Origin of the sequence: Mesorhizobium sp. C120A (assembly GCF_030323105.1) — a bacterium.
Classification (GTDB): Bacteria; Pseudomonadota; Alphaproteobacteria; order Rhizobiales; family Rhizobiaceae; genus Mesorhizobium.
On the sequence record NZ_CP100476.1, the window covers coordinates 3,062,470 to 3,085,154 of the forward strand.

General features: G+C 63.6%; 17 protein-coding genes. 12 read left to right on the plus strand and 5 right to left on the minus strand.

Annotated features, from left to right (window positions below):
* Window positions 1-149 precede the first annotated feature (149 nt).
* A complete protein-coding gene (locus NL532_RS14820; protein ID WP_023725586.1) occupies window positions 150-854 on the plus strand; it encodes a nitroreductase in 705 nt (234 codons plus the stop codon).
* An 18-nt stretch (window positions 855-872) separates the two neighbouring features.
* Here NL532_RS14820 and NL532_RS14825 read toward each other — a convergent pair whose 3' ends face one another.
* From NL532_RS14825 to NL532_RS14845, 5 genes are all read right to left on the minus strand, one after another.
* On the minus strand, window positions 873-2,315 hold the full coding sequence (locus tag NL532_RS14825) for an MFS transporter (protein ID WP_023829405.1): 1,443 nt from the start codon (window positions 2,313-2,315) through the stop codon (window positions 873-875).
* A gap of 153 nt (window positions 2,316-2,468) precedes the next feature.
* On the minus strand, window positions 2,469-3,086 hold the full coding sequence (locus NL532_RS14830; protein WP_050587437.1) for a sarcosine oxidase subunit gamma: 618 nt from the start codon (window positions 3,084-3,086) through the stop codon (window positions 2,469-2,471).
* Window positions 3,079-6,090: a sarcosine oxidase subunit alpha gene (locus NL532_RS14835; RefSeq protein ID WP_023829404.1), complete on the minus strand. Its 3,012-nt coding sequence runs from the start codon at window positions 6,088-6,090 to the stop codon at window positions 3,079-3,081. The genes NL532_RS14830 and NL532_RS14835 overlap by 8 nt, the downstream gene beginning before the upstream one ends.
* Entirely contained in the window at window positions 6,087-6,383 is a 297-nt protein-coding gene (locus NL532_RS14840; protein WP_023829403.1) for a sarcosine oxidase subunit delta, read from the minus strand. Before NL532_RS14840 ends, NL532_RS14835 begins: the two co-directional genes overlap by 4 nt.
* An 11-nt stretch (window positions 6,384-6,394) precedes the next feature.
* A complete protein-coding gene (locus tag NL532_RS14845) occupies window positions 6,395-7,654 on the minus strand; it encodes a sarcosine oxidase subunit beta family protein (protein ID WP_023670368.1) in 1,260 nt (419 codons plus the stop codon).
* Window positions 7,655-7,973: 319 nt separating this feature from the next.
* Between NL532_RS14845 and NL532_RS14850 the strand changes: the two genes are divergently transcribed.
* The 11 genes from NL532_RS14850 (at window position 7,974) to NL532_RS14900 (ending at window position 22,618) form a co-directional block, all read left to right on the plus strand.
* A complete protein-coding gene (locus NL532_RS14850) occupies window positions 7,974-10,463 on the plus strand; it encodes a mechanosensitive ion channel family protein (protein ID WP_023829402.1) in 2,490 nt (829 codons plus the stop codon).
* Window positions 10,464-10,607: 144 nt separating this feature from the next.
* Window positions 10,608-10,871, plus strand: a complete 264-nt coding sequence (locus NL532_RS14855) for a hypothetical protein (protein ID WP_023829401.1) — start codon at window positions 10,608-10,610, stop codon at window positions 10,869-10,871.
* A gap of 205 nt (window positions 10,872-11,076) precedes the next feature.
* Window positions 11,077-12,510: a UbiA family prenyltransferase gene (locus NL532_RS14860; protein WP_023829400.1), complete on the plus strand. Its 1,434-nt coding sequence runs from the start codon at window positions 11,077-11,079 to the stop codon at window positions 12,508-12,510.
* Between the two features lie 3 nt (window positions 12,511-12,513).
* Window positions 12,514-13,866 carry an FAD-binding oxidoreductase gene (locus NL532_RS14865; protein WP_023829399.1) on the plus strand — a complete coding sequence of 451 codons (1,353 nt, stop codon included), beginning with the start codon at window positions 12,514-12,516 and terminating at the stop codon, window positions 13,864-13,866.
* Window positions 13,867-13,990: 124 nt separating this feature from the next.
* Complete coding sequence (locus tag NL532_RS14870) at window positions 13,991-14,440, plus strand: EamA family transporter (RefSeq protein WP_023670373.1); 450 nt, start codon at window positions 13,991-13,993, stop codon at window positions 14,438-14,440.
* Complete coding sequence (locus NL532_RS14875; RefSeq protein ID WP_023670374.1) at window positions 14,437-15,444, plus strand: NAD-dependent epimerase/dehydratase family protein; 1,008 nt, start codon at window positions 14,437-14,439, stop codon at window positions 15,442-15,444. The genes NL532_RS14870 and NL532_RS14875 overlap by 4 nt, the downstream gene beginning before the upstream one ends.
* Before the next feature lie 67 nt (window positions 15,445-15,511).
* Complete coding sequence (locus NL532_RS14880) at window positions 15,512-16,942, plus strand: aspartate aminotransferase family protein (RefSeq protein WP_245261312.1); 1,431 nt, start codon at window positions 15,512-15,514, stop codon at window positions 16,940-16,942.
* A 34-nt stretch (window positions 16,943-16,976) separates the two neighbouring features.
* Window positions 16,977-18,212, plus strand: coding sequence for a glycosyltransferase 87 family protein (locus NL532_RS14885; RefSeq protein WP_023735884.1), 1,236 nt, complete (start codon window positions 16,977-16,979; stop codon window positions 18,210-18,212).
* Window positions 18,209-18,964 carry an FkbM family methyltransferase gene (locus tag NL532_RS14890; RefSeq protein WP_023670377.1) on the plus strand — a complete coding sequence of 252 codons (756 nt, stop codon included), beginning with the start codon at window positions 18,209-18,211 and terminating at the stop codon, window positions 18,962-18,964. The genes NL532_RS14885 and NL532_RS14890 overlap by 4 nt, the downstream gene beginning before the upstream one ends.
* A 155-nt stretch (window positions 18,965-19,119) precedes the next feature.
* Window positions 19,120-21,681 (plus strand): GcvT family protein, encoded by a 2,562-nt coding sequence (locus NL532_RS14895; protein ID WP_023829396.1) that lies wholly within the window; start codon window positions 19,120-19,122, stop codon window positions 21,679-21,681.
* A gap of 91 nt (window positions 21,682-21,772) precedes the next feature.
* A complete protein-coding gene (locus tag NL532_RS14900; protein ID WP_023691008.1) occupies window positions 21,773-22,618 on the plus strand; it encodes a DUF1194 domain-containing protein in 846 nt (281 codons plus the stop codon).
* Window positions 22,619-22,685: the final 67 nt, after the last annotated feature.

Here is a 22,685-nt window from a genome sequence, read left to right on the forward strand (position 1 = left end):
TTTGCTTGCGCGATTTTGGCGGTTCATGCAAAGGCTCTGGCACGAGCGGCGGGTGTGGGAATGCGGGTCGGCGACCAAGGATTGAAATCTGCGCAAGGTCTTTTCCGATAGCCGGTTCGGCTTTCGAAGTGTGCGCAAAGGGACGGCCCATGCTGGAAAAAAACGGCCTGGCAGCGCATAACGCGGCTGTTGTCGACGAGGCGATCATCTCGCGCCGTTCAGTGCGCGCCTTCCTGCCCGACATGGTCGATGACGAGACGATCCGAGCCATTCTTGGCGTCGCCGCGCGCGCGCCTTCGGGCACCAATATGCAGCCCTGGCGGGTCTATGTCGTCAAGGGCGAGGTCAAGCAGCAGATCACCAATGCCATCCTGAATTCCGGTATCCGCGCCGAAAAGGCCGATTGGGACGAGTATCGCTATTACCCCACCCAGTTCTTCGAGCCGTATCTCACCCGCCGCCGCGCCAACGGTTTCGGGCTCTATGGGGCACTCGGCATCGGCCGCCGCGAGGTCGACAAGATGCGCGCCCAGCACGACCGCAACTTCGTCTTCTTCGACGCGCCGGTCGGCATGATCTTCACCATCGACCGGCGGCTGAACCAGGGCTCGTGGATCGACTACGGAATGTTCCTGCAGAACATCATGGTGGCGGCGCGAGGCAGGGGCCTGCACACCTGCCCGCAGGCCGCCTTCGCGCCCTATCACCGGCAGATCCGGCCGGTGCTCAACATCCCCGACGAGGAGATCGTCGTCTGCGGCATGGCGCTCGGCCTCGAGGATACGTCGAAACCCGAAAACGACTTCCGCACCGACCGCGTGCCGCTGGAAGAGTGGGTGACGTTCAGCGGCTAGGCCTCGGCTACCGGGGCCTTATTCCACGTTCATCTGCGCGCCATGGCCGCTGACATGGGCACCGTCCTGCGGTGTCAGTCTGAGATAGGCGATCAGCGCGCACAACGTGATGACGCCCTCGACCACGAACAGGATGCGGAAATCGCTGGTCACCGCCGGCCCGCCGCCAGCCAGGAACGACAACAGCGCCGCCGCCAGGCCGACGCTGATCGCCACCCCCAACTGCCACAGTATGTAGTAGAGCGCGCTAAAGCGGGCGAGCTGGTCGGGCGCGATGTCGGAATAGGCGAGATTGCCGGTCGAAGCCCACTGCGCCGAGCGCAGAACGCCGAAGGCAAAGATATAGGCTAGCACGATCCAAACCGGCGTTGTCGCCTCAATCAAGGCGAAGCCCGCTACCATGGCAGCAACGATCGGCGTGTTGACGACCAGCACGCGGCGAAAGCCGAAACGGTTGAGCAGGCGCGGCATGAACACACGCATGATCAGCGAGCCGATTGCGGCGACGAAAGTCAGCGATCCCGCCTGCACCGCGCTCATGCCGAAGCCGAGCTGGAACATCAGCGGCAAAAGGAAAACGACCGAGCTCAGGCCGATCGTGTCCAGCCCACCACCGGTGAGGAATGAGATGCGAAAGGTGCGGATGCGCAGGAGTTTCAGGTCAAGCAAGGGGTTGCGGGCGCGCAGGCAGTAGAAGGAGGCAAGCGTCAGGATGACGATCGCCAGCGCCAGCTCGGCCGCGATCATGCTGCCGGCAGCGTCTTTGGCCGCAAGCGAATCCATGCCGAAGACCAGCAGGACCATGCCGCCGCCGACCAGCAGGAAGCCCGGAAAATCGAACTGCGTGCGCACCGGTTTGGTAACCGTCGGAAACAGCGAGGCGGCAAGAACGGCCGCCGCCAGCGCGAACGGCACGTTGATGAAGAAGATCCAGCGCCATGAAATGTAAGTCGTCAGCGCGCCGCCGACGAGCGGGCCGACCAGCGGTCCGGACTGGCCGGCCAGTGAGATATACATGTTGATTTTCAGCATGCGGCTGCGCGGGAAGGTCGACAGGATGACGACCTGGCCGAGCGTCCCCATCAAGGCGCCGCCGAAGCCTTGCAGCGCGCGGGCGCCGACCAGCGTCCAGATGTCGTTGGACAATCCGCACAGCGCCGATGACGCGGCGAACACCAGCAAGGCGAAGCAGTAAACGTTGCGCAGGCCGAAGCGGTCGGCGGCCCAGCCGCCGAGCGGCATCGAGATGATCAGGCTGGCGACATAGACGGTGATCAACAGACCGAGCTGGCTCGGCGGCCGGCCGAGGCTGTCGCTGATGCCGGGCAGGGCGGTGACCACGACATTCTGGTCGAGGCTGGTCATGAACACGCCGCAGGCGACCGTCAGCGGCAGCAGGAGCAAGGCTCTAGCCGACACATCGGCGCGATCCGTGGCGCCGGCGGATAGTTCTGCGGTCATGGGGATGTTCGAACCAAACGACGATGCCGACTATGAGACGGGATCTTTTTAATCCCCTGGGCCGGTTGGGCCACGTTCCCCACCATGGGCTTCCATTGGAGCATTCTCTAGCGGCAGAACCGGCTGGCCTTGAGGCCAGAACGGCTGTCGGCCCTACTGAACCTCGTAGCCGACCTCCTCGCTGGCATGGCAGAGCGCCTTCCAGAACGAGCGGGCGAAGGAGCGGAAGACATAGATGTCGAACTGGTCGGCGCCGGTGCGCTGGATCTGCGCAAAGACGTCGTGATGGGTGGTCGAACGGCCGGAGCCTATGGGGAAGGCGGGCAGCGCAAAGTCGATGGCGAAGAATTTCGCCAGCACCCATTCGGCCTTAGGGCCGGCGATGCGGATAGCGGTGCGGCCATGCGACAGGTCGGTGATCGTGCCGATTGCCGGGGTTACGTCCCCGGCAAAACGCGCCGCCAGGCCCTCGGCATCGTCGACGACCGTGAATTTTCCAGGCGCGAAACCGAACACGGCCTTGCCGAACTTGGCGAGACCGCCGCCGGCACCGTCGGGCAAAGCGAGCCCGGTGACCTTGCCGATCGCCTCGATCAGCTGCTTTTCCGCGCCCGGCCATGCGGCCAGTTGCAGGATCGAGCCTGGCCTGATTTCGGTCAGGATGACATCGACGCCATGCTCGAAATTGCCGTGCGAACCCCGATGGAACACCGGCTCGAGCGGCGAGAGGCGCTCGGGTGATTGGCGTTCGGTTGATTGGCGCTCAGCCATGCATGCGGCTCCCGTCCGGGTCGTAGAAATGGTTGGAGACGATTTCGACCGGCCCGAACCGCTTGCGCAGCGGATCGGAGACGAATGCCCGGGTGCCATGGCGCGCCTTGCCGCCCTCGACCAAAGCCAGCGCGATGTGCTTGCCCAGCGCCGGCGAATAGCAGCAGGCGGTGATGTGGCCGATGGAATCGTGCGGATTGGCTTCGTCCAGTTCCTCGACGAGGTGGGCGCCGCCATTGAACGGCCGGTTGTCGAGCGAGACCAGGCCGACCAGCTGCAGCCGCTCGGGCGCGATCAGGCCTTCGCGGTCCATCATCGCCGAGCCGATGAACGGCTTCTTCTTCGACAGCATCCAGTCGAGATGCAGGTCGCGCGCCGTGGTGCGGCCGTCGATCTCCGCGCCGGTGACATGGCCCTTTTCGATGCGCATCGTGCCCAACGCCTCCAGCCCGTAGGTGACCAGGCCGAACGGCTTGCCGGCTTCGACAAGGGCTTGCCAGACATGGGTGCCGTAGCCGGCGCCGGAATAGATCTCGAAGGCCATTTCTCCGGAGAAGGACAGCCGGCAAATCATCACCGGCACGCCTGATATCTCGCCGCGCACGATGCCCATGAAGGGCAGGGCTGTGTTGTCGACGGCGGTGCCCGTGACACAGGCGGCGAGGATGGCCCGCGCCTTCGGCCCGCCGATGGCCGCGCCCGCCCATTCGTCGGTTGCCGAGGTGACATGCACTTTGAGTTCCGGCCAGATGACGTCGAGGAAATATTCCAGATGCTGCATCACCTTGCCGGCGTTGGCCGTGGTGGTCGTCATCAGGAAATCCTGTTCGCCAAGCCGCCATGTGGTGCCGTCGTCGAAGGCCAGCCCATCCTCGCGCAGCATCAGGCCGTAGCGGGCCTTGCCGACGGGGAGGGTGGAAAACATGTTGGTGTAGACGCGGTCGAGGAATTCACCGGCGTCCGGTCCCTGCACGGCGATCTTGCCCAGCGTCGAGACGTCGACGATGCCGGCGCTTTCGCGCGTCGCCCTGGCTTCGCGGACATAGGCCTGCTCGACCGTCTCGCCGGCAAGGCCGTAGATCATTGGTCGATACCAGAGGCCAGCGGAATACATCGTTGCGCCATTGGCGAGGTGCCAGTCATGCATGGGCGTCAGGCGCTCGGGTTTCAGATCGCCGAAGCGCTCGGCCGCGAGCGAGCCGATGGAGACCGCCGAATAGGGCGGGCGGAAGCGGGTCGCGCCGACTTCGGGGATCGGTTTGCCCAGCGCCTCGGCCATGATGGCGAGACCCGGCACGTTGGAATTCTTGCCCTGGTCCGTCGCCATGCCGAGCGTGGTGTAGCGCTTCAGGTGCTCGACCGAGACGAAGCCTTCGCGATGCGCCAGCCGCACGTCCTCGGCGGTGACATCATGCTGGAAGTCGACGAAGCTTTTGCCTTTCGCCTTGATCTCGAACACCGGGGCCGGATCTGGGTTTCCCGGGGCTGCTTCGACATCCGGCAAGGCTGCCGGCGCAGCCGCTCCGCCCGCTGCGGACAGGCCGGCTGCGCGGCCCTCAGTGATCGCTTCGATGGTCGAGAAGCTGCCGTTGAAAGCACCCGCACCAATCCATTGCTGATTTGGCCAGCGCTGTTGCGTTTGCTTTGGCGGCAGGAAGGCCTGGCGGGCAGGATTCCACTCGGCTCTCGCGCCAGCCTGGCTGGCGAGGTGGATGGTCGGCGACCAGCCGCCCGACATCAGCAGGCTATCGGCGTGGATGCTGCGGGCGTCACCGCTGAGCGCGCCCGAGGTCATGTCGAAGCGCTGCACCTTGAGGCCGGAGAGCGCCTTGCCGCCTTCGGTGGCGACCACGGCATGGCCGGAGAGGATTTCGGCTTCGGCCTCGGTGGCGAGGCTGCGCATTTCGGCCGAAAGCTCGGGGCGCACATCGACGATGGCGACAATAGCCGCCCCGGCCTTCCTCAGCGCCAGCGCCGAGCGATAGGCGCTGTCATTGTTGGTGAACAGCGCGATCCTGTCGCCGGGCAGCACGCCATAATCGTTAGCATAGCGCTCGGCGGCATGCGCCAGCATGACGCCCGGCCGGTCATTGCCGGGGAACACAAGCGGCCGCTCGAAAGAGCCGGTGGCCAGCACCACCGTCTTGGCGCGGATCGCCCAGTAGCGATGGCGCGGCTCGCCCTTGCCGGGCGTTTCCTTGTGGTCGGTGACGCGCTCGAGCGCGGCTAGCGTGTTGCCGTCGTAATAGCCCCACACCGTGGTGCGCGGCAGCAGGCGGACCGTATCATGGCCTTCGAGCTGGCTGACGGCGCGCGCCGCCCAGTCGGCGGCCGGCGCGCCGTCGATGGCCTCGCCGGACCAGTTGGCCGAGCCGCCGAAACGCGGCTCGAGTTCGGCCAGGATGACGCGCGCGCCCTGGTCGGCAGCGGCCTTGGCGGCTGACAGGCCGGCCGGGCCGGAGCCGACCACCAGCACGTCGCAAAACGCGTTCATGCGCTCGTAGCGCGAGGTGTCGGCGGCAATACCGGCGCGGCCCAGGCCGGCGGCGCGGCGGATGAAATGCTCGCAGAACATCCAGAAGCGGGTGCCTTTCAGGGGGCCGAAGACAGGGCCCATGAAGGTCTTGTAGTAGAAGCCGGCGGCCAGGATCTTGCCGCCGAGCTGGTTGACGGCGTTGATGTCCCAGGCGAGCGAGGGAAAGCGGTTCTGGCTGACGGCCACCAGCCCGTCATAGATCTCGACCATGGTTGCGGCGATGTTGGGCTCGCGCACTTCGCCGCGCAGCACCGTCACCAGCGCGTTCGGTTCCTCGACGCCGGCCGAGAGCAGGCCGCGTGGGCGGTGGTATTTGAATGAGCGGCCGAAAAGCGTGACGCCGTTAGCAAGCAGCGCCGAGGCCAGCGTGTCGCCGGCATGGCCGGTGTAGGGCGTGCCATCGAAGGTGAAGCGGATGGTGCGCAGCCGGTCGACGCGGCCGCCGGTCTCGGTGCGGCGCGGGCTCACGACTTGCCTCCGGCTTTGTCCCGGGCGGCGGCATTGTGGTCGCCGCGGGCGAAACCGGTGCTGGAAATCTCATGCGTGACCGTGTTGCGCACCATCCTCAGATGGGTGCGGCAGCCGCCCGAATGCTGCCAGATCTCATTGTGGTCGCCGGCCGGGTTCAGCCGATCGTAGACATAGGCGTTCCAGGCGTCGAGGTCCTGCGAGTTGGGCTGCGGGCGCTCGCGGTTGCCGTCGCCCTGATAGGTGAACTCGATGACGTCGCGCGGGCCGCAATAGGGACAAGTGATAAGCATTTGTTTGAACCCTAATGCAGCCGGGGCGTTGCGCCCTGGCCCTTGTCGTCAATCACTAGGCCGCGATAAAAACGGTCGAGCGTGAACGGCGCGTTGAACGCGTGCGGTTCGTCCTTGGCGATGGTGTATGCAAAGCACCAGCCCGAGGCCGGCGTCGCCTTGAAGCCCCCATAGCACCAGCCGCAGTTGAGATACATGCCGGGCAGCGGGCCGGTGGTGATGATCGGCGAACCGTCCATTGACATGTCGCAGACGCCGCCCCAGGAGCGCAGCATGCGTACACGCGCAAGGCCGGGAAACAGCGCCAGCATCTCGCTCATCACCTCATCGACGATGGGCAGGTTGCCGCGCTGAGCGTAGCTGTTGTAGCCGTCGATGTCACCGCCGTAGACGAGGCCGCCCTTGTCGGACTGCGACATGTAGAAATGACCCATGCCGAAGGTCAGCACCGTGTCGACGAAAGGTTTCAGCGATTCGGTGACGAAGGCCTGCAGCACATGGCTCTCGATCGGCATCCTGTCGATGCCGGCAAGCTGCATCACCCGTCCGGTGCTGCCGGCAACGGCCACGGCGACTTTCTTGCCGCGGATCTCTCCGCGCGTCGTCTGCACGCCGGTGATGCGGTCGCCGTCGCGCAGGAAGCCGGTGACCTCGCAATTCTCGACGATGTCGACGCCGCGTCGGTCGGCGCCGCGGGCATAGCCCCAGGCAACCGCATCGTGACGGGCGGTGCCGGCGCGCGGCTGCATCAGGCCGCCGACGATGGGAAAGCGCGCGGAGGCCGACATGTCCAGCGCCGGGACCAGGCGCGCGATCTCGGCGGTGCTCATCAGCTCGGCATCGACGCCGAGATGGCGCATGGCGTTGCCGCGCCTTGCCAGGTCGTCGAACTGGCCCGGCGTGTGAGCCAGATTCAGGCAGCCGCGCTGCGAGAACATGACGTTGTAGTTGAGGTCGTGCGAAAGGTTCTCCCACATCTTCATCGAATGTTCGTAGAAGCGGGTGTTGGACGGCAAAAGGTAGTTGGAGCGCACCGCCGTGGTGTTACGGCCGACATTGCCGGAACCCAGCCAGCCCTTTTCCAGCACCGCGACATTGGTGATGCCGTGCTCCTTGGCCAGATAGTACGCCGTCGACAGGCCGTGGCCGCCGCCACCGATGATGATGACGTCATAGGAAGCCTTGGGGTCGGGCTTGCGCCAAGCCGGCTTCCAGTCCTTGTTTCCCTTGAGCGCGTTCGTGAGAAGCGAAAGGGCTGAATATTCCGCCATTCTTCATGTCATCCCTAGAGCATGATGCCGAAAAGTGTGAAGCGGTTTTCGGACGACATCATGCTCTATATCTTTGATTTTTAGAGCCGGATGATTTCATGTCCAACAGACCTGAAGCCATCCGGCTCGGGTGCGATGCGGCAGACTATAGAGCAGGCGGCGTGCGCAAAGCCAAGATTGCGCCATGGCTTTTCGACTGGCCGACTCCCGCAAGGCGCCCAACTGTCATGACTTCGCCACGACTTGCCCCACGGGATGAGCGTCTCTATCAAGGACCGCTTTAGAAGCGGCCTTTGCCGCCCTTTGAGTCGCCACCATTATGTCTTTTCGCTTCTTTCGCCTGATCCTGGTCCTCGCGCTCGTTGCCTTGGCGCCGCATTCGTTCGGCGCGATGGCGCAGGGGCTGGGCCAGGCGCCTGCCGGGCTGGTCGCCGACCAGCAGAAAATCCTGCAGGGTTTGACGACGAAAACCGACGCTCTGGAGAAGAAAGTCCAGGAGGACGGCGTCGACGACACCACCCTCGTCGAGATCCGCCTGCAGCTGGAAGAGCTGTCGCGCGCTGCGCTGAACAGCGCGCTGGCGTTTCGTTCGCGGCTGGGAGAGATCAATTCGAGGCTCGAGCAGCTTGGCGCACCGCCGGCTGCCGGACAGCCCCCTGAACCGGACATCGTGACCGGCGAGCGCCAGGCGCTGGCGTCGGAAAAGGCGGAGATCAACGCCGTCATCGCCGGCGCGCAGAACCTGTCGATCCGCATCAATGCGCTGATCGAGAAGATCGGCAATATGCGCAGCGAGCTGTTTCGCAGCGGGCTGACCAAGCGCTATGTGCTGTCCGATGCACTGAGCCCGCAAGTGTTTTCCGACGCCAGGGACGAATACGCCAATTTTTACAGGGCGGTGTCGTCCTGGCTGAGCTTTGCCTTCAAGTTCAAGTTCCAGGCGATGCTCGCGGCGACCCTCATGGCGCTCGCGTTGGCCGTGGTGCTTCTGGTCGGTGGGCGCCGCCTGTTTGGGCGCATCTTCGAGGCCGACGCGTCGGTTGAAGATCCGACGTATCTCAGTCGCCTGTCGGTGGCGTTCTGGTCGACCTTGCTGCCGACGCTGGCGGTCAGCGCCTTCCTCGCCTCGACGGTGTTCCTGTACAATTATTACAATGTGCTGCGCGGCGACATAGGCGTGTTCCTCAACGCGCTGGCAGCCGTCATCGCCATAGTGTTCTGTGTCAACCGCCTGACCAATGCGGCGCTGTCGCCTAGCATGCCGAACTGGCGCCTGATCCAGGTCGAGACCGGCCCGGCGCGTTGGCTGGTGCGACTGACGACGGCCATGGCAGTCGTCATCGGCATCAACAATTTCCTGTCGATCGTCAACGACAAGATGGGCTCGCCTCTGTCGCTGACGGTGGCCAGGAGTTTTGTCGCCACCGTGATCGTCGGGGTCATCCTGATCCTGATGGCGCTGCTGAAGCCTTACAAGGACGTCGCTGGGCGCTGGCGCCGCTGGCCGGCCTGGCTGCGCTACACCTGTGTCGCGCTCGGCCTGTTCACGATTGCGGCGGCGCTGTTCGGCTATATCGGTCTTGCCATCTTCGTCTCGTTGCAGGTCGTGGTCACCGGCACCATCCTGCTTACCGCCTATATCGGCTTCCTGTCGGCGCGCGAGATCGGCGAGGAGGGTGGTTTCGCCGGCACCTCGATTGGGCGCTGGCTGAAGACCAACTCCAGCTATGAGGACACCGCGCTCGACCAGCTCGGCCTCGTCGTCAGCGTCGCCATCAACCTGATGATCGTGCTGGTGTTCCTGCCGCTGATCCTGTTGATGTGGGGCTTCCAGCCCGGCGATATCCAGGCCTGGGGCTATAAATTGGCGACAGGCGTCACCGTCGGTTCGGTGACGATTTCGGTCACCGGCATCCTCACCGGCATCGTCGTCTTCATCATCGGCTATTTCCTGACCCGCTGGTTCCAGGGCTGGCTCGACGGCTCGGTTATGGCGCGCGGCAAGGTCGATACCGGCGTGCGCAACTCGATCCGGCTGGCGGTCGGCTATGCCGGCGTCGCGCTCGCCGGCCTCGTCGGCATCTCGGCGGCGGGCATCGATCTTTCCAATTTGGCGCTCGTTGCCGGCGCACTCTCGCTGGGTATCGGCTTTGGCCTGCAGAATGTCGTGTCCAACTTCGTGTCCGGCCTGATCCTTCTCGCCGAGCGGCCGTTCAAGGTCGGCGACTGGATCGTCGCCGGCGACACATCAGGCACGGTCAAGAAGATCAGCGTGCGCGCCACCGAAATCGAGACCTTCCAGCGGCAGTCGGTGATCCTGCCCAATTCGAACCTCATCAACAACGCCGTCGGCAACTGGACGCACCGCAACAAGCTCGGACGCGTGGAGATCAAGGTCGGGGTCGCCTATGGCAGCGACGTCAAGCGGGTACACGCGGTCCTGCTTGAGATTGCGCGCGGCCATGCGCTGGTGCTGAAGAACCCGGAACCCTTCGTGCTGTTCACCAATTTCGGGCCGGCAGCACTCGAGTTCGAGATCCGCGTGTTCCTGGCCGATGTGCTGAACGGCGCCATCGTTCAGAACGATATCCGCTTTGCCGTGCTCGATGCTTTTGACGCCGAGCACATAGAAATCCCCTCGACGCCGCGCGCCGAGGTCAAGGTCAAGCAGACCGACGCATGGCCGATCGACGACGACAAGATCGAAGTCGAGTTCGCCGAGAAGGAGCAGGCGGAGGCCAGAGCCGCCGCCGAGGCGAAGCGGCTGGCCAAGACTGGTCGCAAGGCCCGCAAACCCGATCCCAGCTAGGGCCCCAAGCTCCTCCCAACCGATTGCGGCATGAATGCGGCATTCAGTTGCGGTTCAGCTTGCATCTCATATAAGCTCACATGCAAAGGCGAGAATGCCTTGCGAAATGCAACAGAGGCGGTGTGGAAACACCGATATTGCAAAATGTGGAAGTCGCTCGTCGTCGCCATCGCTCTTACCGCAGTGAGTGGCTCGGCCTTTGCCGCCAGCGCGGTCAACAAGGATGCTGAGACCCGTACGCTGATCGTGACGGAAGGCGGCGGCAAGACGGAGCTGGCGTTGGCCGCCGGCGAAACCGTGGAGTTCTGCCCGAACGGCTGTTTCGTCACCTTGCCCAATGGTGACCTCGAGGCCCTGACCGGCTCGGAAACGGTCGAAATCTCGGGTGGCGTTGCCCGCATCAAGTAAAGTCGGCAAGCAGATGTAGTAGAGGCCGGGCAATGCCCGGCCTTTTATTGTCCTCGGTAGCGATTGCTTAACAATGACGCGGGAAATATCGTGACGCCTACCGGCTGCAACCGTGCGTTTTAACGTTCACTACGCCGTTCCGCCGCTATACCGATGCGAAGACGCCGAAGCACGGCGCAACGGTTATGAATAGGGCAGAACGGATATGGATGCGCGGTCGGACAAGAACGCAATCCCGCTTGCGGTCGACCTCGACGGCACGCTGATTGCGACCGATCTTCTTTGGGAAGGCCTGTTCATCCTGCTCAAGAAGAATCCGCTCTATGTTTTCCTGGTTCCATTCTGGCTGGCCGCCGGCCCGGCGCGGCTGAAACAAGCGATTGCCGACCGCATCGACATCGATCCGGCCTCGCTGCCCTATCGCGAAGCGCTGCTGCAGCGGCTGCGCGCCGACCATCGCGACGGACGCAAGATCGTGCTGGCGACCGGTACGCCACGCAAGTTCGCCGAGACAATCGCCGCGCATCTGGGCGTCTTCGACTATGTGCTGGCGACCGACGGTCCCCACAACATGACCTCGGGCCGCAAGCGCGACGCGCTCATCGCCGCCTATGGCGACGGCGGTTTCGACTATGCCGGCAACAGCCGGCACGACCTCAAGGTTTTCGGAGCCGCACGCAACGCCATCGTCGTGGCGCCCGACCGCCATGCGAGGCGCTGGCAGGCCGCGCATAGCGCCGAAAGGATGCCGGCGCCGAAAAGGACATTGAAGACATTCGTCAAGATGCTGCGGGTGCATCAGTGGCTGAAGAATTCGCTGATAGCGGTGCCGATGGTGCTGTCGCATGAATACTTCAACATCAACATGATCTGGCAATGCCTGCTGGCGTTCGTCGCCTTCAGCGCCGTGGCTTCCGCCATCTACATCCTCAACGATTTCTTCGACCTTGCGCTTGACCGCAAGCACCCGACCAAACGCAACCGGCCTTTCGCCAGCGGCGCTTTGTCGATCCCGTTCGGTCTCGGCGCGATGGCGGTGCTGCTGGCGATCGGCATTGCCGCCGGGCTTCTGTTGCCGACCGAGTTCCTGGGCGTGCTCGCCGGCTATCTGGTGGTGACCACAGCCTATTCGCTGTCGTTCAAGCGCATGCTCCTGGCCGACGTACTGACGCTGGCCGGGCTCTACACAGTGCGTGTGCTGGCAGGTGCTGCGGCGACCGGGGTCGAAGTCTCGTTCTGGCTGCTTGCCTTCTCGATTTTCTTCTTCCTGTCGCTGGCGCTGGTGAAGCGCTATGTCGAACTGCGCACCACAGCCATTCCGGTGGGCGAGCGCATTGCCGGTCGCGGCTACCGCATCGAAGATCAGGAGATCGTCGCCCAGGCGGGCATGGCGTCGGCCTTCTCCTCGGCGCTGGTGCTGGCGCTCTACATGGACAGCGTCTCCGTGCGCGAACTCTATCCGCATCCCTGGCTGGTCTGGCCGCTGGCGCCGATCGTGCTGTATTTGACCATGCGGGTCTGGATCCTGGCGCGCCGCAACGAGATGAATGACGATCCGGTCATCTTCATCATTCGCGACTGGCGAAGCCAGATCGTCGTGGTGATCGGCGCCGCCCTTCTGGTCGCGGGAGGCTGGTAGGGCATGGCCGGCGAACGGTACCGGAGTTTTGGCCTCGCCACGCCGGCCGCAAAGCGAGCCATCGCGGCCGACGATGCCATCGCGCTGATGCGAAGCGGCAAGGCGACAAAGAACGCTCTGCTCGCCTATGGCAATGGCCGCTCCTACGGTGATTCCTGCCAGAACGAGCCAGGTGCGGTCGTGGACATGCGGCCGCTGAACCGCATCGGCGCCTTCAATGCCGAGACCGGCCTGCTCGAGGCGGAGGCCGGCGTGTTCCTCTCCGATATCATTGCGCACACTGCACCTTACGGCTTCTTTCCGACTGTGGTCCCAGGCACCCAGTTCGTCACCCTTGGCGGCGCGATCGCCAATGACGTCCATGGCAAGAACCATCACCGGCGCGGCACTTTCGGCTGCCATGTCGAGTCTCTCACCCTGTTGCGCTCGGACGGGCGGACCTACACCTGCTCGGCAACCGACAATGCAAGGCTGTTCGCGGCGACGATCGGCGGCATGGGGCTGACCGGCCTGATCCTGTCGGCCTCGATCCGGCTGATGCGGGTGCATTCGCTCGACATCGCCGAGAAGGTAACGCGGTTTGCCGATCTTGGCGAATTCTTCGAACTGGCCGAGGCCGCCGACCAGGCCAATGAATATGCCGTCGCCTGGATCGACCAGCTTGCCGGTGGCCATGGCCGCGGGCGCGGCCTGTTGTTGACCGGCAATCATGCCGAGTACGGCTCGCACGCGGCGTCTCGCGCCGGCTCCCGTTTTTCAGTGCCGTTCCAGCCGCCGTTCAATGTGCTCAACCGGCCGTTCCTCACCGCCTTCAACGCCGCCTATCGGTGGAAGAAGGGGCGCTCGCCGGGGCCGAGCCAAACCGGCTACCAGGGCTTTTTCTTTCCGCTTGATGGTGTCGGCGACTGGAATCGGCTGTATGGCCCGAAAGGTCTCTACCAGCACCAGAGCGTGGTGCCGGAAAATGTCGCGCGTCAGACCGTGCCGGCGCTGCTCGAGGCGGCGCGACGGGCCGGGCAGGGCTCTTTCCTCACCGTGTTGAAGCGCTTCGGCTCGATCCGCTCGCCGGGGCTGCTGTCCTTTCCGCGGCCAGGCTTCACGTTGACGCTGGATTTCCCCAATCGCGGCGACAGGACGCTGGCCCTGCTCAGCGAACTCGACCGCATCACGGTCGCGGCCGGCGGCGCGGTCAACCCGTACAAGGATGCGCGCATGGGCGCTGATACTTTCGCGGCCTCCTTCCCGAATTGGCAGCGGCTTGAAGCGCTGCGCGACCCGGCGTTCGCGTCCAGTTTCTGGCTGCGGACGGCGAAAAAGCTCAACGACCGGCCAGGGCGTGTCAAGGCAGCTGAATAGGTACAACCCGAATAAGTCATGGTTAATAGATCGTAAGTTCCGTGGTTTACTCAAAGCATTGCCGTGACTTCATGAAATGTTTGCAGGTTCGTAATAGGACCGTTGCGAGTGGCGGGTGCAAAATATGAAATACATCGTCTTCATTCTGTTCACGGTCATGACCAATGCCGCCGCGCAGCTGATGCTGAAGCAAGGCATGATGTCGCTCGGGCCGATTTCGTTCGAAGGCACCAATCCGCTGTTGAGGCTGTTGCAGGTCGTTTTCAGCCCATGGGTGTTTCTCGGCCTGTGCACCTTCGTCATCTCGATGGCTTCGCATCTCTATGTGCTGTCCAAGGTCGAGCTCAGCTTTGCGTATCCGTTCCTCAGCCTTGCCTATGTCGCGGTTGCGATCTTCGCCTATTTCATCTTCCGGGAGGACCTCAATGCCTGGCGCATTGCCGGCATCGCCTTCATCTGCGTCGGCACCGTGCTGATCGCGCAAAGCGGTCGAGACTTGGGCGGGCGCGGGCATGACGACCAAACCGCTTCCATCATCCCCGACAAGATCCAGACAAACGAGATCGTTCGATGAGACATGTTATTTTCGGCGGCGACGGCTTCGTCGGCCGTCATCTTGCCCCGAAGCTTGTGGCCGATGGTGAAGAGGTTGTCGTTGCCGACATCGTCAAGAGCGACCTGACGCACTATCGCAACGTTCGCTTCGTCACCTGCGATGTCACGGATACGGCCTCGGTGGCCAACATCGGATTGAAGGCCGACGACATGATCTACAACCTGTCGGCCAAAATGCTGTCGCCGATCCAGGTGCGGGCCAAGCGTCACGACTTCTTCTTTCCGGTGAATTTCCATGGCACCGAACACATCATGCAGGCGATGGACAAGGCCGGCGCGTCCAAGCTCGTCCACTACACCACCGACATGATCTACGGCCATACGGTCACCCAGCCGATGACCGAGGAACATCCGGTCGCGCCGCTCGGCGAATATGGATGGTCGAAGCAGAAGACCGAGGAACTCGCCGCGCAATGGCGCAAGCGCGGCATGTCGATCTCGCTGTTTCGCCCGCGTCTGATCATCGGTCCCGGCCGGCTCGGGATCCTGGAAAAGCTGTTCAAACTGATCGACTGGAATTTTCCTGTGCCGATGATCGGCTCGGGCAAGAACCCCTATCAGTTCATCTCGGTGTTCGATTGCGCGGAAGCTGCCCGCTCGGCCTGGAAGGCAGGCGTGCCCAACCAGGCTTATAATCTGGGCTCCCTCAATCCGCCGCCGGTGAAGAAATTGCTGGGCGACCTGATCAAGCATGCCGGCTCGAAATCGCTGCTGATCCCGACGCCGGGCTGGGCGGTCAAGCGCACCCTCGACCTGCTCGATCTCATGAACATGCCGATCATGGATCCCGAACAATATCTGATCGCCGATGAGGAGTGCGTGCTCGACGTATCCAAGGCCGAGCGCCAGCTCGGCTGGGTGCCGCAATATCGCGACGAGGACATGCTGATCGCCGCCTACAGCGAATACCGCGCCAAGAAAGACGGGCTTGCCGTCACCGCCAATCATGTCCCCGCCGAATAAGTGGGACGACCAGGAGAACTCCGAAATGACCGTCATGGCCAAGCCTGAGCAGACGAACGCGCGCACCATGGTCGGCGCGCCGGCGTTGTCGCCTACCGCCATCGCCAAGCCCGACCTGATCAGCGTCGAGCAGGCGAAGGCGATGGATGTCGCGCGCATGACCGACCTGTTCAAGGCGCATCTCAATCCGGGCCAGCTGCATTTCATGAAGCTGCTCGGCTTCCACAAGATCAAGATCGAGCGTGCCGAAGGCATGTTCTACATCGACCAGAACGGCCGCAAGATTCTCGACTTCTTCGGCGGCTTCGGTTCGCTGGCCTTCGGCCACAACCATCCGCGCATCCTGGAGGCCAGGCGCAAATTCCAGGAGGAGAAGCGCCAGGAAATCGCCATCGCCTTCATGTCGCAATATGCATCGGCGCTGGCGCACAACATCGCCAAATGCTCGCCCGGCGATCTCGACATGGTATTTCTGGGCTCGTCGGGTTCGGAAGCGATGGAAGCGGCGGTGAAGCTCGCCGAGCGCGCCGCCGGGCCGAAGCGGCCGAAGGTCGTCTATGCCGAGAATTCCTTCCACGGCAAGACCAAGGGCGTGCTCGGCATCACCGACGGCCAGCTCTACCGCGCGGACTTCAAGATGGCTGAGAACACCGTGCGCATTCCGTTCGCCGATATCGAAGCGGTCGAGCGGCTGTTCCGCTCCGACCCGGAGGTCGGCGTCATCGTACTCGAGACCATCCAGGGCGGCGGCGGCATCATCCAGGCAGAGGCGCAATACTGGCAGAAATTGCGCGCGCTCTGCGACCACTATGGGGTGCTGTGGGTGGCTGACGAAGTGCAGTGCGGCTATGGCCGGTCCGGCCGCTTCTACGCCTTCGAACATTATGGCGTCGTGCCCGATGTGACGGCGCTGGCCAAGTCGCTCGGCGCAGGCAAGGCGGCGGTCGGCGCGATGGTCGCCCGGCGCGAGGTCTATATGAAGGCCTATGGCACGCCGAAGACGGCGATGATCCATGCCATGGCCACCTTTGGCGGCATGGGCGAGGCCTGCGTCACCGCGATCGAGGGCATCAACGTGCTCTATGATGAGGGGCTGATCGACAACGCCGCCACTGCCGGCGACTATCTGCTGCAGCGCCTGCAGGCGCTGAAGGAGAAGTACCCTAAGATCATCAAGGACGTGCGCGGCAAAGGCTTTATGATCGGGCTCGAGTTCCACGACTTCTCGCAGACCTTGCCGATGGTGCTACGTCCGATCGTCAGCGTCCTCGACGACAAGCTGAAGGGCTCGCTGTCGGGCTTCGTCGGCGCGCTGTTGTTGCGCGACTATGACGTGCTCGTCGCCTTCACCGAATACAACCGCAACGTCATCCGTCTCGAGCCACCGCTGATCTGCCAGCGCGAGCATGTCGACCGTTTCGTCGATGCTTTCGACAGCCTGCTGTCGCGCGGCATCGTGGGAATCGTCAAGGATTTCGTCAAAAGCCAAGTCCGTTAAAAGAAGTCCGTTGAGCGAAGTCCTGAGTCCGACAATGCTGAGCAAGTCTCCCGCCCCGCAAAACACACTCGACCGGCTGACTGCGGCCGCTCTCGCGTGGGGCGAGGGGACTTATGCGCGATGGGCGGCTCCGGTCGGCGCGATCGCGTTTTCGCTCTATATCCTGCTGACGGCGTTCATGGCCTTGACGATGCCCGACGCCAATTGGGACATGCTGCCCTATCTCGCCATCGCCGAGGAGGGCGCTTATCCCGATGCGCAGGCATTGCATGACTATGCCTACAGCACGGTCCAGGCCGGCGTGTCGGCCGGCGACTACAAGACGCTGACCGACGATGGTGGCGGTTTCCGCAGCCATATGGCGCAAAATGCCGCCGACTTTCACTCGCTGCTTGGCATGTACCGGATCAAGTTCCTCTACGCCGAGATTCTTTCGACGATGAGTTCGGTGATGTCGCCTGTCGAGGCGATGCGGGTGCTGCAGGTGGTCTCGGTGCTGCTGTTCGGGATGATCACGCTGCTGTGGCTGCGAACCGAAGGCGCGTTGGCGCTGGCGCCGGTGGCCGGCGCGGTGCTGATCATGGCCGATTTCGGCGACGCGGCACGCGCCTCGACCCCGGATCTGTTGTGCTCGGCGCTGTTCCTCGGCGGGCTGCTTGCCTATGTGCGCGGCCGCGAGGCAGCGACCGCTGTCCTGCTTTTCCTGGCCTTCATGGCGCGGCCGGACAATATTGTTTTTCTGGCCATCTTCGCCGTGCTGCTGCTGGTCTTCCGGCAGCGGGCGTGGGGCGCGCTGGCCGGCTTTGCCGCGTCCTTCGTCGCTTATTTCGCGATTTCGCATTGGGCGCAGCATCCCGGCTGGTGGCCGCATCTGTGGTTCTCCAGCATCGAGCAGCACTACAATATGGATGGCTTCGAGCCACCGTTCTCGGTTGGCGCCTATGTCAAGGCGTTCGCCGCATCCTTCATTCGCGCCACCAGCCTCAACAGTTGGGTCGGGGTCTGGGTTCTGGCGCTGGCCGGGTGGCTTGCGCTCAGCCGCGCCGGCTTCCGGCTCGATCGCCGCGCCGGCATCCTGCTTGCAGCACTGGTGCTTGGCGTGCTGGCGAAATTCACCGTCTTTCCGATCCACGACACCCGCATCTACTTCCCGAACCTTCTGCCGCCCTACCTTTTGCTCGTCGGCCCGATCATGGCGCTGTGGGCGTCGGCAAGCCTGAATGGAAGGCGGCCCATCGCCTTGCAGGCCATACCTGGAGATAAGCCATGAGTTCCATTTCCGGCCTGGCGCGCATCGCCCTTTCGCTCGGCCTGCCCGCCGGCCTGCTCGATCGGGGGCCGGCGTTGCGTGGCACGAAATTCCTGGCCAAGGCGGCGCTGAAGGCGCGGTTTGGCGGTGGGCAAGCCTTCCAGATGGTCAATGTCGGCGCTTGCGACGGCGCGCTGTTCGACGACGTCACGCCGTGGCTGCACCGCATTCCGCGGGCGCGGGCCGTGCTGGTCGAGCCGATCCCGTACAATCAGAAGCGGTTGCGGGCCAACTATCCCGACACGGAACGCTTCGTCATCGAACCGGTCGCGGTGACGAAGACCAAGGGCACGATCACCGTCCACACTTTCGATGCCGCGGCACTCGAGGCCGGCACGCTGCCGATCGAGTTCATCGGCTGCTCGTCGGTCACCGACACCAATCTGATGTCGGGCAAGAATGCCTGGGGCGAGGACGACGCCAATTTCAACAAGTTCGCGCCGCACGTGAGGGATATCGAGGTGCCGTCGGAAACGCTGCAGACGCTGCTCGACCGCAACGGCATCACGCATATCGACGCCTTCCTGGTCGATTGCGAGGGCGCCGACTGGATCGTCTTCGAACAGCTCGATCTCAAGCGCTATCGTCCGGGCATGATCAAGGTCGAGGTCGGCGCGCTGCCGGCCGCCGAAATCGGCCAGGTCGTGGTCAAGCTGAAGACATCAGGCTATCAGGTCGGCTTCCAGGCCGAGGACATCTGGGCCTTCGCCTGAGATAGATCGCCACTGGCGGCACGCCGGCGCGCCGGGTCGCGTCGCATCCGCGACGTGTCGCAAACAGGCGGTAGCTGCATCCACGTCCTCTGCATATTGTGCGCCATTCGAACGGGCGCGGACGCGCCCGCTTTATCCCCTTGGAGTCGCGGGCAATGGCAGAGTTTCCGAAACAGGCGAAGGTCGTCATCGTCGGCCTGGGTGGCATTGTCGGCGCGTCGATCGCGCATCATCTGATCGAGCGCGGCTGGACCGACATTGTCGGCATCGACAAGTCGGGCATCCCGACCGATATCGGCTCGACCGCGCATGCCTCGGACTTCTGCTACACCACGAGCCATGATTTCCTGTCGTGCTGGACGACGCTCTACTCGATCGATTTCTACGAAAAGATGGGCCATTACGCCCGCATCGGCGGTCTCGAAGTGGCGCGCGTCGGCGACGACAGCCGCATGGACGAGATCAAGCGCAAGATCGCCTCGGCCAAATCCTTCGGCACCCGCGCCCGGCTGATCGAACCGGCCGAGATCAAGGAAAAATTCCCGCTGATCGAAGAGTCCATGGTGCAGGGCGGCCTGTGGGATCCGGACGCCGGCCTGGTCATCCCGCGCTCGCAGACCGTCGCCGGCAAGCTGGTCGACCAGGCGGAAGCTACGGGGAAACTCAAATCCTTCGCGAACACGCCCGCCAAATCTCTCATCGTCGAGGAAGGCCGCATCAAGGGCGTCGTCACCGACCGCGGCACGATCATGGCCGATTATGTCATCGTCTGCGCCGGCATCTGGGGCCGGCTGATCGCCGAGATGGTCGGCGAAGACCTGCCGGTCATGCCGATCGACCATCCGCTGACCTTCTTCGGGCCTTACAATCAATTCGCCGGCACCGGCAAGGAGATCGGCTGGCCGCTGTTGCGCGACCAGGGTAATTCGGCCTATATGCGCGACACCGGCGACCCCAGGACCGCCGAAGGCGGCCAGATCGAATGGGGTTACTACGAAGAGACCAATCCGCGTCTTTGCCATCCGCGCGATTTGCTGGAAAAGGATCAGGCGCGGCTGTCGCCGTCGCAGCGCGATCTCGACATGGAGCAGATCCTGGCGCCGCTGGAGCGCGCCATGGAACTGACGCCGATTCTGGGCGAACTCGGCTACAATGAAAGCCATTCCTTCAACGGCCTGTTGCAGGTGACCGCCGATGGCGGCCCGTCCATGGGCGAGAGCCAGAAGGTGAGGGGCCTCTGGTACGCCGTCGCCATCTGGGTCAAGGACGGCCCCGGCATGGGCAAGCTGATCGCCGACTGGATGACGGACGGCCGCACGGAAATCGACCATCACGCCATCGACTATGCGCGCTTCTATCCGCACCAGACGAAAGAGCAGTTCATCTGGGATCGCTGCACCGAGACGGCGATGAAGGTCTACAATCCGGCGGTGCATCCGCGCGAGCCGTTCTCCAAAGGCCGCAACATCCGCCGCTCGCCGTTCTGGGAGCGCGAGAAGGAGCTTGGCGGTTACTTCATGGAGCTGGGCGGTTGGGAGCGCGCGCATGGCTATGCCGCCAACGAGCATCTGCTGGAGAAGTATGGCAACCGGGTTCCCATACGTGAGAACGAGTGGGACAATCGCCATTTCTGGCGGGTGTCCAATGCCGAGCACCTGGCGATGAGCGAGGATTGCGGCATCGTCAACCTCTCGCATTTCTCGATGTACGACATCGAAGGGCCGGATCATGTCGCGCTGCTGGAGTGGCTGTGCGCGGCCAAGATCGGTGGCGACAACAACATCGGCAAGGGTATCTACACCCACTTCCTCGACGAGCAAGGCATGGTGCGCGCCGACTTCACCGTCATCCGCATGGCCGACCGCTGCCGCCTGATCGACGGCGCCGACGCCGGCCCGCGCGACTTCCGCTACATGCAGCGCACCGCGCAGGACAAAGGCTTTGACGTCACCATCACCGACGTGACGGAAAAATATGTCACCATCGGCATCTGGGGACCGAACGCGCGGGCGACGCTGCAGAAAGTGGTCGAAAATCCGGATGGTCTCTCGCTCGAGAACTTCCCGTTCGCGGCGATCAAGCCGGTCAGGATCGGCGGCAAGGACGTCACCGCCTTCCGCATCTCTTATGTCGGCGAGCAGGGCTGGGAACTGCATATGCGTTACGAAGACGGCCTGGCCGTTTGGGACGCGCTGCGCTCGACCGGGGTCATGCCGTTCGGCGTCGAGACCTATGCCAACACCCGGCGCATGGAAAAGAGCCTGCGCCTGCAGAACGCCGACCTGTTGACCGAGTACAATCTGCTCGAGGCCGACCTTGCTCGACCGAAGGTCAAGGAGAACGATTTCTGCGGCAAGGCAAAACATGTCGAATACCGCGCCCGCGAGCACCAGCCGGCGATCCTGTGCACGCTGGTGATGACGGAAAACGTCGATTCGAAGGGTGTTGCCCGCTATCCCGTCGGCACCATGCCTGTGATGGATCCGAAGACCGGCGAGACGCTGGTCGACGAACTCGGCCGCCGCTCCTTCACCACATCGATGGCCTATGGCCCGACCATCGGCAAGAACATCGGCCTCGCCTATCTGCCCTGGGCCCATGCCCAGGAGGGCCGCAAGTTCGCCATCGAATATTTCGGCGAGACCTACCCGGTCGAGGTGGCTGCCGTCGGCTACAAGCCGCTCTATGATCCGGAGAATTTGAAACCGCGGAGTTGAGCGTCATAGGTTCCAACCAACACATCGAAAAGCCCGGCACCTCTCCGGGCTTTTTGCTTTGTCAGCAGCCGGTTTTCGCTTACCTTCGGGTATGTCTGCTTTTTCTTGCGCACGACATTTCCTTTCAGGCAGCGCCGCGCTGGCGCTGGGGCTCTGGCTGGTGCCGCCGGTTCAAGCCGCCGAGCCGGTCGACGTCGAGCTGGTGCTGGCCGTCGACGTGTCGCTGTCGATGTCGCCGGGCGAACTTGAAATCCAGCGTCACGGCTATGCTGCTGCGCTGACGCACGACAATGTTCTGCAGGCCATCGCCGATGGCGCCTACGGCAAGGTCGCCGTCACCTATGTCGAATGGGCGGGAGCGACCACGCAGCAGGTCGTCGTGCCGTGGACGGTGATCGCCAGCCGGGCCGATGCCGAGCGGGTGGCCGCGCAGCTTTCCGCCCATCCGCCGGCCAGCGCCCGGCGCACCTCGATTTCCGGCGCGCTGGAATTCGGCAGCGATCTGTTCGCCGAAAGCGGTTTTCAGGGGACAAAGCGCGTCATCGATATTTCCGGCGACGGGCCCAACAACCAGGGCGCGCCCGTCGACATCACCCGCGACGCGGTGGTCAAGCAAGGCATCATCATCAACGGCCTGCCGCTGATGACGCGCGGCGGGTTCGGCGGCGCCTATGACGTCAACAATCTCGACCGCTACTACAGCGACTGCGTCATCGGCGGTCCCGGATCCTTCATGATCCCGGTCAATGACTGGACGCAGTTTCCCGAAGCCATCCGCCGCAAGCTGGTGCTGGAGCTGGCCGGCGCCGCTTCGCCGCAACGGGCGCGCGAGGAGGCCGGGCATCCGCCGGTGGTGCTGGCGCAGGACCGGCCGACCGACTGCCAGGTCGGCGAAAAGATGTGGCGCGACCGCAGCTGGATGTTCGATGCGCGTTAGCGTTCGCATCATCACGCTGCCGTGAAGGGCCGGTTTCATTGACAAGCCCATGGGCGTCTGTGACACA